The following is a 12,227-nucleotide window of genomic DNA, read 5'->3' on the forward strand; positions in this document are numbered from 1 at the left end:
CATCCGAAAGGCGCTGGTTTTCGACGCGAAGCCGATCAATCTCGCTCATGCTACCGGTCTTTCCAAAGGACGCGGGAGTATAGCGTAGCGTGCTGGACATTGGCTAACTCAGTATACTGCTAATACTACGGCGGTGTAGTTGTGGAAATAGTCGTGCCCTCCTATCGGACCAATCTCTCCATAGGTGTAGAGACCTATCCATGGCACGGTGGGCCCAATTTTTTGCTGAAGCTTTTCCAGTATTTGGCTTTTTTGCTGGTCGCGGAACACGGCTTTCCCGCGGCCTATGCAGTCGAACTGAAACACCATTTTCGCCGCGCTATTACCTAATGTTGACTTGATTTCTTCGCCAATGCGTTCGACGCCGGCCGATATCTTTTCGTGGTCGCGCCGGCTCATCCAAATGCTCGTGCCCTCTTCAACTTCGGTCGGAATTGTGATTGACCCCGCCTTGTCATCTTTTGTCGGCATGAAGCGGATCAAATAGTCGTCGTAGCCCTTGATCTGTTCGGGCGCTTTGAATGCCATGCAGAGACTGAGGACCGCCTTGCTCCAATTGTCGATCTCATCACCGACGAGATATTCTTTGAGCACATCGAGGACCGGCATGCCGTCGATCTCGTAAATAACGTTGCCGGAGCAGCGGGTCACTTTCCGTTCGCCGCCGATGGGGAGGCAGCCGTGGTTAACCGCCCAGGCAAGCCGGGCTGATCCCGACAGCAGAACGCAGGCAACACCATCTGATGTGATTTGATCGTCGCAGTATTGATAAGTTTGTTTAAACTCCATGTTATCGGCCGACGTACCCCCAAACAAAGGCAGGTGACGATCAAGCTGCAATTCACTCTTGAGGCCTGCAGCGAACCGGTCAAAATTCAGGGTTAACCCGTCGCCAAGCATAATCAGCCCAAGCGTGTCAGGCTGCACCTCGCAAGCTAAGTTCTGGGCAATGGTCCTTCCCGCGGCTTCCGAATCGGCCTTGAGGCCAGAGGCGATGGCGTTCTTGAAAGTCAATTCGTCGGAGCTAATGGTCATCACGGCTACCGAGAAGTTCGACTCGTCGGCTTCGACACCTGCGATGACTCCCCCGCCAGACCCGCCGGCGAGCGGAGCACCACCGGTGGCTATGCGGACGGCGTCTAAGAGTGCGCGCTGTTCATATCCGACGGAAGCAAACATAAAGACAAAGTCGGGCCGGTCGATCCCGGCCGCCGCCAATGCTCTCTCGGCGGCCTCGCGCCCGGCTACCTTCGGATTTCGATGATGGCTCATCCCAACACCGGCATTCGTACCCATCGGCGCGACCTTTCATTGATGAAGACATCGCTTGCCTCCGGTTCCCTACATCTCTAGGAGGCGGGGGAGGGCGCTAGCGAGCGCCCGCCATAATCACTAAAGGTCTACTTAGCCATCGCCGTCCTGGCAGCCTCGATTTTCGCTTTTACGGCATCAACCGGCCGCATTCAAAAACTGGGGGTGCCTTAAGGCGTGATCCGCCTGCGCATTTCTATTGAGCGGCCATGGCCTCGATCTTCTTGATCGCTTCCGCGCAACCGCTTGACGCCGTAGACTTGTTTTCAAGCAAGCAAGTCGCGATCCGTCCTTGGCCAGGCACAATCTTTCCACACACACCGGCTATCTCGGCCTTGCAAGCGATCACTCCATCCTTGAGGACGTCAGCTGTAATTTGCACGCTCGCTGCGGCGTCCCCCAGCTCGAACGCGCATTTGGGACTTATCTTGTCCTCATGAGCTTGCATGCAGTAGATCATTCGACCCTCGCCGGGCGTCACGGTGCGGCAATATTTCTTGATGTCTTTTGCGCACGCGCTCTCGAGTTTCGAGACCTTCGCAGTCAGTTTCTCCAGAATCGCTTTTCCGACACTGGACTGCGCCGAAACGGAACTGATTGACACTATGGCCAACAAGGGCAACCAGACCGTTGCCAGCAAACGCGTTGTGAACTTCATCGAACATCCTCTGATGATTGGCTCCGAACCGAGCAGCTTGGTCGACACCGGCTGGCCGGTGTTCTTCGCACTGAACCTCACTGGGCCAGGGCAAGCGTGAGACTGGAAACTCCAACAGACAGGTTGATCCCAACCGAGCCTTCAACGGAAAGCGGTTGCAACGCGATCGAACGGTTGGATCCTCCGAACAAGAGGTTGGCACCAACGCCGACGCCGAGGCCCACGGAGCCGCTCGCGCCTACATAGGTGCCGGCCAGTTTTCCACGCATTGGGCCCGCCGTCGGCGCCAACACGCCCCATGCCAGGACACCTCCTGCGGTGATGCCGACATCGAGACCAATCGTGCCCATAACCCCGACATATGCCTCCGGCGGGTATGGACCGTTGGGAGCGAAGCGGCAGGCCATCCGCTGCCGGGATCCGAAGATCAGGCCGATCGAAGGCGCCATCTGGCAGGTGAGTGTACCGGCACTGGTCGTCGGTGGGGTCTGGGCTTGTGCCGGAGAAACGACCGCAGCGAACGCAACAAGCACCAGCGCAGTGAAGGACTTTAACATGACTGAACTTCCCGCTTTCTGAAATAATTCGCCGGCTACGATCTACGATCATTAGAATTTGTAGCCCACTCGTGCAGTGACCTGATTGTTGCTCAGTTCCTGTTTGAATCCGACGAGACCGAGACCCAGGATCGGTATCGGATATACGAAGGACTTGGCTTGGTATTGGGAGTACCGGTATTCTAGCCCTGTAAACCAGTTGTTTGTGAACGCGTAGTCGAGACCCGCTCCAGCGGTCCAACCCACGCGCGTGTCCTCCCCACCGATTGAAATTCCGGTAAAGGGAATCGAGGTCTCGTTGGAAACAAACGCGGCGCCACCCGTGACATAGAGTAATGCCCGATCGGCAGCGTAACCGAGTCGCCCGCGGATCGACCCACCCCATTTGCTGTGCGCGGTAAGGAAATCTCCGGTGATGGCGGTGTAGCGTATCTCTCCAACCGTCCAGCCTTGGAAATCGGCTTCAATGCCGACCACCAGCTGGCCCATCTGGTAGTTATAACCACCCAGAATTCCGTAGGTGAGGCCATTCTTGTCCGAGCCGGACGTGACAAGGAAAGGCGCTCCTAGCAAAAGCGCTCCGGTGCTGTACTCGGGATTGGTCTGTATCCACCCGAGCTCACCCCCAAGATAAAAGCCGCTCCACGAGAACGCAGGTACATATGCGATCGGCGCAACGGGCTCCATCCGAGCGGGAAGGTCGGCACCCATCGCGGACAGACTGAAGCTGCAGCCGGTTACGGTAAATAGAAGGACGCGTACAAAACGATCCTTGATGCCTCGCAATCTGGACGAGCGGCAATTCGGTTTCATGCAGAACCTGAAGCGATCACGAAGGCGCCAATGCTCTTTCATTTGAACCCACCCATAAATCTCTCTTGCTTGAGCATTACATCCATCGCTTCGATGACGCGAACTTGCGGATTTGCTTTGCAGTACACAATCACTTCATGCTCGAGCTCTTTCGACCGGGCAATATTGAAGTAGTGCTTCTTTGCGAGACCGTTGTACCAGCCACTGTACCAGGTTGTGAGCCTGTCAGCGTCTCCCTGCCAGGTTCCTGCAAGCGCGGCGCACGTCAGTGCCTGCACGTCAATGTACCCCTTGGCATCCGCGTATGCAGTAAGGTCTGTTTGGGCGTGTACATGCGAACTAACTGCCGCGAATATCGTCGTCACAATAACCAGCGTTGTCCGCATCTCGTCACTCCTGCAAACTTCACGCATGTGAAGGTTCGGTCTTGAGGATTGTGGCAGGATCGTCAGTCCGCGCTATGCGCTTTCGGCAGGTAGTTGTATTTACATGGGACCGGCCCAAAGCTTTGAGCACGGCTGCATCATCATCAACTACGTCAATCCACGGTGATATACCGCTAATTATGGTGGCGGTGCGGGGCGCTCGCCGAGTTGACTATTGGGTAACAAACCTCGATTTTCTCTTCGAGATTTGAACGATCTCTACGTTGCGCACGAGATCCGGTGCGCACGTGCAGGCTCTACCGGCACGAGCGACAGGCGCGGTCTGACGTTTCTACTTCGTGATCCTGTGCCGGATCGGCGCAACGGTGCTTTCAGGCGCGGCAGGCGAGATCGCGAACGTCAGCCAGGTATTCCAGCCCGATGGCCGGTTTGCCGCCGCTAACTCGACATAGCCTTTCAGGTTCAGGTATCCCTGCATATGTCCGATTGAGAAAATGTATCCAATCTGTGGACCAATACCGGTCACCCGCGACCTAAAGCCTCCAAGGATCGGCGCCCCGCCGATGTCATCGGTGATCTGCTGATAAGTATATTCGACAAGGCCCACGAAGACCTGTTTCGAGAGAAACGTCGACATCCCCCAATCGAAATGGAAATCGACGCCGCTCTGAACCTGCGTATCCGGATTCTTGAAGTTGTAGGTGAAGCCGGCGACGCCTGAGAATTCATGTCCCGTCGCCGGGTTAAGGTAGGTGTAGCCGGCGCCGGTATCGATGGCACCGTGACCGATCCCAATGTTGGAGAGGCGGCTGGGATTGTAGGCGCCGACGGGAATATCTCCGGTCACGTAAGTCATATAATTATGAACGCCCGCATTCCATTTCAGTGTCACCATTGGATACAGGTCGCCGAACGCTGTGAGCGAGTCTGATGTGCTTCCCATACGGGTGGTCGCAAGCGGACCAAACCCAGTTGTCAGCGTGCCGTCGAGGGTGGTGCTGTTTCGGCCGAATACCCCCGGCCAGCGTTGGCTGAGAAGCGCCCCTAAATCCCAACGTTATCTTCATCAGTGAATCTCCAAGTGGCAAAGAGGATTTGCGTCAAGCCAGGACGTGAACCCATAAATCTGCCGGGCGGAAAGTCCGCTATGTCGCAATAGCGACCAAATTCCGCACCGCGCCGAAATGACGCGATGTGCCATGACCGGACTCGTGCACCGCCGTCAAAAGGCGACTAGGGCCTGCGCACCATTCCCATGCGCGGCGGCTGCACCGGGGCGGCAACTCCGTAGATGACCGTGATGCCCGAACCTCCACCCCATGTCGAAGTGGGGCGAAGCGGGTCGGGCGCGGCCGCACCGTTTAGGTCGTTCCAGTTATTCGCCGCCCAAACGTTGCCCGCGGCGTCGATAGATACGTCAGTCAGCATCTGGATGCTGCCGCCTTTGAAAACGTGGATGGCATCGCCGGTCTTCGTGCCTGCGGGATGACCCTTCGTATTGTCTCCGGCCATCAGCACCACCCCACGGCCCCAGAAATTGCCAATCCAGACGTCGTCGTTGCCGTCGATATTCAAGCCCCACGGCACGCTGACTGCCTTGTTACCGGTGAAGCCGGTCGGAGCAGGTTGGGACCCATCGGGGCGGATCATATTGACCACGCCGGTCACCATCTTGGGGTTGGTTTCGAGGACCTTGAGCATGTGCCCTGCGGCGATTTTGAACTGCTCCATGATCGACGCGCCGTCGGGAATGACGGGCGGGGGAAAGTCGAGCGACATGTTACTCGCAACCCATGCGTTGCCCTTCGAGTCGAGCGCAAGGGCACGAACACCGATACCGGCGCGGAATGACTCCGCCTTCGACGGATCATCGGCAGGAAACCGCACAACGGTGTCCGACTGGGAGTTGCTGACCCAAACCCGGTTTTGGGCATCGATCACGATGTCAAAGGGAGACTTGAGTCCGGCGACTTTTACAATCCTGCCGTCCTTCACCCGTCCGCCGGGAAAGTGCAGCAACTGATTGTCAGACCCGTCGGCAATCCAGACGTCGCCGTTCGCGGCGACACCGATGCCCATCAAGCCAAGGAATTTCTCTTTGAAGGGAAAGTCGCTCTCTTTGCCAACGGGACGACCATTGAAATCCATCACGAGAATCTTGCCATTGAAACTCGTGGTCCAGACCTTGTCCCGCGTTACCGCAGTGCCCCAACCGACTCCATCAATGCCCATCCCGGTGAAGCCCGTGATCGGTGGCGAGAGCGCGGTTCCGTTAGGCGAGAGTTTGACGACACCGCCACCGATGCTTTGATTGACGCCGGACTGCGAACCGGCCATCCAGTTTTGGCCGCTCCAAAGATTGCCCTCGGCATCGAACATGAGGCGACCGGCCGAGTAAACGCCGCCGCCGGCGAAGCAAAGCGAGAGGGCGAAGTCATCGGGGACGTAGGCCAGGTACGGTACGAATGGTGCCTTACGCCGAGAGCCGTCCTTGGGCTGCGGGTAGGCTTCGTCGAACAGCGCGTAGAGGGTCTTTGGATCGGCCCACGGCTGGCGGGCGATGCCAGCCATCACCTCGATGACATTTTTCGGCGTCGTTCCTCCGGGAACGGTTGCAGCCTTGAGGAAGCGGGCGCGCCAATCCTCGTTGGTGGTCGTGGCAAAGGCAGTGATGAGCGATCCGAGCGTATTCAAATTTGCGAGTGTGGTAGTCTGGGTGCTGTTGAGTGGGTCCGACAGTACCTTGCCCCACTGGCCGGTAGCAGGATCAACAAGGTTCGGAACGTTTCCAGCCGCGATCCGCAGTCCTAGCGGATTGCCGGAGATTGCTTCACCCTTGATGAATTGAGCGCCAACGAACGCTGAGGCTACGGTGGTGAGTTCGTTGACGATGACGGTTTTCGGCAATGGGCCTCCAAGCAACACCATCAGGGCGATGGCATTGTTTGCACCTGCGTTTGCCGTGCCTCTCGCCGTGCCGCCTTTGGCCACAAGGTACACCGGAGCCTTGCCGGCTGCGCGGATTGCGTTGAGCGCGAAGCGGCCATCCGCGCCGGTTTGCGTCTGGGCGACTTGTGCGGGGACGTCTGCGCCGGCTGCCCAAAGAGTAACTGTCGCTCTGACGACCGGCTCACCTGCGAGGAGAACCTGACCTTCGAGATTCTGCTGTGCGGACGCAGGCGCTCCTGGGACCATGATGGCGGCGCCGAGCGCGATAATGAGCCAGAATTGTCGAGCGAGCTTCATCGTCGTTCTTCCTGTTTTCTAGCCAGGCGCCCTCGAGCACAGACGTCACGATCTCAAATGCCTTCGAGCGGTCAGGCGCCACATTAACAGTGAAAATATTCAACCAGTCGGGAATGGAGCAGGAATCACTTTCTCCGAGCTATGCACTTTCGGCAGAACGAAAAATTTCGGTGCTACGTCGTCCATTGAGCCCCATGACCGTTTGGGGTCATTCGCGACCGGGTCGAGCCGGCCTCAAGTCCGGCCATGTCCACTATGCCGCCGAAAGCGGAGTAAATTCAGAGAATTAGCGGCTCCGCAACGGCCCTTGCGGCGGGTTGATGGTACGGCCGTGGACGTGATTCAATCTGCGAAACCGGTGTTCGGTTCTCCTCATCTCGTTGCTCCCACAAACGATGTTACTCGCGGAGCATGGGCGAATATTCCGCCGAAACGAGATCGTAAAGACCCGATCTGCTTCAGCCCGTATCTGTTCGTGCGCGAAATCTCGTCGAACGGTTCTGCAACAGGATCATACAATGTCGCGTGTCGCGACCCGATACGACAAACTCTCAGCCAACTATCTGGCGTTCATTAAGCTCGCATCAATCCGCATTTGGCTGCGCGCAAATGAGTCCACACCCTAGTGTCGTCGCGAGGTGCGGCAATGTCGGGTCTCGCCTGCCATGCCCTTTTCGCCGGAAGCCGCCATAGCCATCACCGTCCAGCACCGCTGCGAACGGCTGCTTGTCCTTCCATTCCGGATGCATCGGGGCGAGCGCCTTCACGCGGACGAACACAAAGGCCCGCTGCACGTACATCGGCTGCTCGATCCAAAGCGTGCCGTCATTATCGAAGGTTGCGATGCGCTGCTCGGGCGGAACGAAATTAGGCGCCTTGCGCGGTAACCCGCGCGATGAAGTCGAGGATGGAAGCTTTTGTCGCCCCTTCGTTCCAGGATGGCAACGGATCGCGCCGCACTTGCGCTGCCGCCGAGGTGGAGCGGAGCGAGGCAGAGAGCAACGGACGCATCGCCAGGGACGATAGCAGCAGGCCGCGACGATCGAGAACAGGAATACGAACAATCGGATTCATGATCGGCGCCTTTGCCAGGCGGGCGCACAGGGTCTGGCGCGCCCGCCATGAATCCGTCGAAGCTCGGCGGCTACTTACCCATTGCCGCCCTGGCAGCCTCGATTTTCTCTTTTACGGCACTCAGATTGAAGCTCGCACCCCTTTGCATCGGCGGAAACTCGATCGCCGTCATCGCCAGTTTTTCCACCTGCTGCTGAACAAACACGAAGCGCCAGAATTCGTATTTGAACCAGTCGAAATATTGCTGGGCGCCCTCTTTGGTCCCGCTATTGGGCCAGCCGGTGCGCTCGAAAGGATCGAGGCGAAGGTTGATCAAGTAGGGCACGTCCGGCCTGGTCTTGTCGCCCAGCCAGCCCCCTGGCTGGTCCATGAAACGATACTTGTAGTCGTCGATGCGCACGGCACCCAGTTCGCTTTCGCCAAAGTACCAGACCTCGTGGCGGTTCGACGGCCCCTTGCCGGTGATCATGTCCATCTGGTTATAGCCGTCCAGATGACACTTATAGCTCCTGTCACCGATCTGCTTGCCCTTCTTCAGCTCCTCGACAATGTTCGGGTTACCGGCCGCCGCAAGGAAGGTCGGAAACCAGTCCAGACCGGAAATGATACCGTTCTCGACCTTGCCGGCCGGCACCTTGCCCGGCCAGCGGATCATGCAAGGCACGCGGAAGCCACCTTCCATGACGGTGCCTTTGCTCTGCGCGAACGGCGTCTGCCCACCGTCGGGCCAGGTGAAGACCTCGGTGCCGTTGTCGGTGGTGAAAACCACGATCGTGTTGTCGTCGACGCCCATCTCCTTGAGCTTGCTCATCACAATCCCGACGTCATCGTCGAGCTGTGCCATGCCGGCTTCTTGGATCGACCAGCCGTTCTTGGAATTGCGCAGCGCTTGGTATTTCGGCGACAAATGCGTGACAATGTGCATGCGGGTTGGATTGAGCCACAGGAAGAACGGCTTGTTGTCGGCCTTGGCCTTCTCGATGAACTTCAGCGCGAGATCGCGGATTTCGTCATCGACCGTTTCCATCCTCTTGGGATAGAGCGTTCCGGCATCCTCGATCCTCTGTTTGCCGACCTTGCCCCAGCGCGGATCCACCGTGGGGTCGTCCACGTTAGTTGCATACGCGTGCAGCATGTTGCGCGGGCCGACGGTGTTAAGCAGCTCCTGCGGGTAGTTCGGGTGCGCGGGATCTTCCATTGCGTCCAGGTGATAGAGATAGCCGAAGAACTCGTCGAAGCCGTGCACGGTCGGGAGGAATTCATTCTTGTCGCCAAGATGATTCTTGCCGAACTGACCGGTGGCATAGCCCATTCCCTTCAGCGCAGTGGCAATCGTCGCCGCCTGCGCGGGGATGCCAATAGCGGCGCCGGCCTGGCCGACCGTGGTCATGCCGGTGCGGATGGGCAATTCACCGGTGATGAAGTTGGCGCGACCTGCCGTGCAGCTTGCCTCGGCGTAGTAATCCGTGAACAGCATGCCTTCAGCGGCGAGCTTGTCGAGGTTTGGCGTCCGGCCGGCCATCAGACCGCGGTGATAAGCGCCGATATTCCACATCCCGATGTCGTCACCCATGATGACAACGATGTTCGGCCGCCGCCCGGCTGGCGCGGGTGAAGGTGTTGGCTGCTGCGCCTGCGCAGAACTTGTCAGCCCGACCGCGGAGAGCGCCGAAGCGGCGACAAGAGAACTCCCGCTCAATAACAGATCGCGACGCTTCAATCCTCCCCCGGTTTGCCTGGTGTTGGTCTCCAGAGTCTTCGAGTTCTCATCGTTGCTCATGACGCTATCTTCCTTCCTGGCCTGTACCTAACGCTACGCATGTTTGAGTCGACCGGCTGCGTGACCCGCAAACCGTGACGTCTGCCGTATCAGGCGGTTTGTCCTTGAGTGTGATGTCTAACAATGGCGTCGTTCTCCTGTTATGATGCGTCAGAGGTTCGTCGCCTGATGCATCGAAAGCCGAGGTGACTCGTGGATGTGTCGATCGGCTCCGCATGCCGCGCAGCCGGCCGGTAACGTCGGCAGTAGTTCGGCGCGCACAAATGCGAACCGCCTTTGATGACCTTCCGTGCAATCTTCACATTGGTTGTGCGGGGGACGTAGCTGTCGGCCTCACGCCCGCCGCGCGGATTCTGCGGAATGCAGCAGGCATTCGCCGCATCCGCCTGATGCTTTGGCGAATACCAGTCGGCGGTCCATTCCCAGACGTTGCCGATCATGTCGTGCAGCCCGTAGCCGTTCGGCGGGAATGCCCTGACCGGCGACGTACGTTCAAAACCATCGGCATTGGTGTTCTGGAGTGGAAACTCGCCCTGCCAGGTGTTGGCCATGTGACGGCCATGCGGCGTGAATTCATCGCCCCATGCGAACTCGGCGCCGTCCAGCCCACCGCGCGCCGCAAACTCCCATTCCGCTTCGGTTGGCAAGTCCTTGCCGGCCCATCGCGCGTAGGCAAGCGCGTCGCTGAAGGCCACGTGCACGACGGGATGATTGTCGAGCGCGACGATGTTGCTCTCGGGTCCGTAGGGATGCCGCCAGTTCGCGCCCTTGGCGAACGTCCACCACTGGCTGAAGTCGCGTAGGCTGACCGCAAGCTTGGGCGGCGAGAACATCAGCGAGTCCGCATAGATCATGTGTGGCAATATCCCGGGATAGTCTTTTGGGTCGGGCGCAACCTCGGCGACGGTGACATGGCCGGTAGCCTCCACGAACGCCCGGAATTGCTGGTTCGTGACAGGGTGACGGTCCACCAAGAAGCCGTCCAAGGTGACGCGATGCGCCGGCGCTTCCTCCGCATAGTGCCTGTCCGAGCCCATGCGGTAGGTGCCACCCGGGATAATCACCATATCGTCGTCTGCCCGACGCTCGAGCGTTTTCCCTTGCACAGATTTCGCACTCGCAAGATTCATGACAAGGACCGGCTTCCTTAGATGGTCTGCCCTACTTCATCGACAAAATGCCGAAATGCGATTTGGCGCGCTATGCAGTTTCGGCAAAAATGCCTTAGGTCGTTTTAGCCCGAGGATGTCGCAGTGTCGTCGAGGGCATTTCGCCAAAAATGGCTCGATAGGCCAGAGCGAAGCGGCCATGCTCCAGAAATTGATGGTCTCGCGCAATTTGTGCGACGCTTGCTGTTTCCGGATCTGCGTGACGCAATGCCGAGCGTGCCCTGTTCAGACGTCGCAGCAGGTAGTACCGGGTCGGGCTGATGCCGAGGAATTCAGTGCAACATAATCTCAAGGTTCGTTCCGGCACACCGATTGCCATGCAGAGTTGCGGGAGATTTAGGTGCGGATGGTCATGAGCGGCCAAGGCATCCTCGAAACTGGCCATGACGTCAGCGTGACGTTGCCTCCGTCTCAGATGGTCGCTGGCGTCTTCTGCTGTCAGGTAATTGACAAGTGCGTGAAGCAATTCCTGTTGGAGGGCTCGCGAAACTTCTGGATTTGCGATCAATTCATGCCTTGTTTCGGCGAGACGACACGCCTTCGAATGAAGTTGCAGCAAACGCGTTGCCGCGCTCCGCGACGGCCGCAGCACCCTTCCCTCGGAAGGTGCGGTTATCCTCAAGCCGGTTAGGGCTTGAGCGCAAGCGCCGAGCTGCTCGGGCGGCAGCGATATGAGCCCCCATTGGGCTTCTCCATTAGTCCGCTGATGGTTTCGCTCGCCACAACTGTGAAACACGAAATCGCCAAGCTGCTTCGACTTGTCGAACACGGGAATATGTGGCGCGATGCCCTTCTCCTCGACCAGCCAGTTCAGCATCGGGGCAGCCCCGTAAGCGGTATCTCCGACAAGCCGCTCCGGCTTGAGACCAAAGCGCTCCTCCGTTCGTTCAATCATGGTTCTCGCCGCTCCGACTTCGGCCTGGCGAATGGAGCGGGAGGCCTCGACATCAACGATGACGCCGAACTTCACGTCGATGAGATAATTGTCGGAGTAAGCGAAGAATGCTGGTCCCTTGTGCGCTCCGGTCCACTGCGCCGCGGGATCGGATGGCGAAACAAACTTCGGGACAACGTCACTGGCCGCACCCCACGCCGTATCGTCGAGGGTCGCCAGATACTCCTTTACCGCGCGGCTTGACCTCGCCGGATCGCGATTCCTGTGCCAATCCTGACCCGCGACCGAGCGCTGCTTGTTGGCATCGGCCGCAATCAGGCTGGCATCAACAGCAAAGC

General features: G+C 58.4%; 9 protein-coding genes and 4 pseudogenes. 1 reads left to right on the top strand and 12 read right to left on the bottom strand.

Annotation, left to right across the window (positions count from 1 at the left end):
• Window positions 1–108: 108 nt before the first annotated feature.
• The 7 genes and pseudogenes from JQ567_RS33165 to JQ567_RS33195 all read right to left on the bottom strand — a co-directional run bounded on the left by JQ567_RS33165 (window position 109) and on the right by JQ567_RS33195 (window position 6,971).
• A complete protein-coding gene (locus tag JQ567_RS33165) occupies window positions 109–1,296 on the bottom strand; it encodes an FIST signal transduction protein (protein ID WP_212442718.1) in 1,188 nt (395 codons plus the stop codon).
• Between the two features lie 211 nt (window positions 1,297–1,507).
• Window positions 1,508–1,969: a cysteine rich repeat-containing protein gene (locus JQ567_RS33170; RefSeq protein ID WP_212442719.1), complete on the bottom strand. Its 462-nt coding sequence runs from the start codon at window positions 1,967–1,969 to the stop codon at window positions 1,508–1,510.
• Window positions 1,970–2,046: 77 nt separating this feature from the next.
• Window positions 2,047–2,526 carry a DUF992 domain-containing protein gene (locus JQ567_RS33175; protein ID WP_212442720.1) on the bottom strand — a complete coding sequence of 160 codons (480 nt, stop codon included), beginning with the start codon at window positions 2,524–2,526 and terminating at the stop codon, window positions 2,047–2,049.
• Window positions 2,527–2,577: 51 nt separating this feature from the next.
• Window positions 2,578–3,381, bottom strand: a complete 804-nt coding sequence (locus JQ567_RS33180) for an outer membrane protein (protein WP_212442721.1) — start codon at window positions 3,379–3,381, stop codon at window positions 2,578–2,580.
• Window positions 3,378–3,725, bottom strand: coding sequence for an HdeA/HdeB family chaperone (locus tag JQ567_RS33185; protein WP_212442722.1), 348 nt, complete (start codon window positions 3,723–3,725; stop codon window positions 3,378–3,380). Before JQ567_RS33185 ends, JQ567_RS33180 begins: the two co-directional genes overlap by 4 nt.
• Before the next feature lie 331 nt (window positions 3,726–4,056).
• Window positions 4,057–4,773: pseudogene (locus JQ567_RS33190) on the bottom strand (transporter); the annotation flags it as partial.
• A 185-nt stretch (window positions 4,774–4,958) separates the two neighbouring features.
• The gene (locus JQ567_RS33195) at window positions 4,959–6,971 is read right to left on the bottom strand and encodes a hypothetical protein (RefSeq protein ID WP_212442723.1); all 2,013 of its coding nucleotides are present in this window, start codon (window positions 6,969–6,971) and stop codon (window positions 4,959–4,961) included.
• 403 nt (window positions 6,972–7,374) lie between these two features.
• Here JQ567_RS33195 and JQ567_RS33200 point away from each other — a divergent pair.
• Window positions 7,375–7,597: pseudogene (locus JQ567_RS33200) on the top strand (IS5/IS1182 family transposase); the annotation flags it as partial.
• A 38-nt stretch (window positions 7,598–7,635) separates the two neighbouring features.
• Here the strand turns inward: JQ567_RS33200 and JQ567_RS33205 are convergent.
• The 5 genes and pseudogenes from JQ567_RS33205 to JQ567_RS38455 form a co-directional block, all read right to left on the bottom strand.
• Window positions 7,636–7,982, bottom strand: a pseudogene (locus JQ567_RS33205) (haloacid dehalogenase-like hydrolase); the annotation flags it as partial.
• 133 nt (window positions 7,983–8,115) lie between these two features.
• Window positions 8,116–9,825, bottom strand: coding sequence for an arylsulfatase (locus tag JQ567_RS33210; protein WP_249165891.1), 1,710 nt, complete (start codon window positions 9,823–9,825; stop codon window positions 8,116–8,118).
• Between the two features lie 140 nt (window positions 9,826–9,965).
• Window positions 9,966–10,955, bottom strand: coding sequence for a formylglycine-generating enzyme family protein (locus tag JQ567_RS33215; RefSeq protein ID WP_212442725.1), 990 nt, complete (start codon window positions 10,953–10,955; stop codon window positions 9,966–9,968).
• 94 nt (window positions 10,956–11,049) lie between these two features.
• Complete coding sequence (locus JQ567_RS38450) at window positions 11,050–11,379, bottom strand: helix-turn-helix domain-containing protein (protein WP_312017509.1); 330 nt, start codon at window positions 11,377–11,379, stop codon at window positions 11,050–11,052.
• A 363-nt stretch (window positions 11,380–11,742) separates the two neighbouring features.
• Window positions 11,743–12,227, bottom strand: a pseudogene (locus JQ567_RS38455) (IS5/IS1182 family transposase); the annotation flags it as partial.

Source organism: Bradyrhizobium sp. AUGA SZCCT0431 (assembly GCF_018131065.1).
Lineage (GTDB): Bacteria > Pseudomonadota > Alphaproteobacteria > Rhizobiales > Xanthobacteraceae > Bradyrhizobium.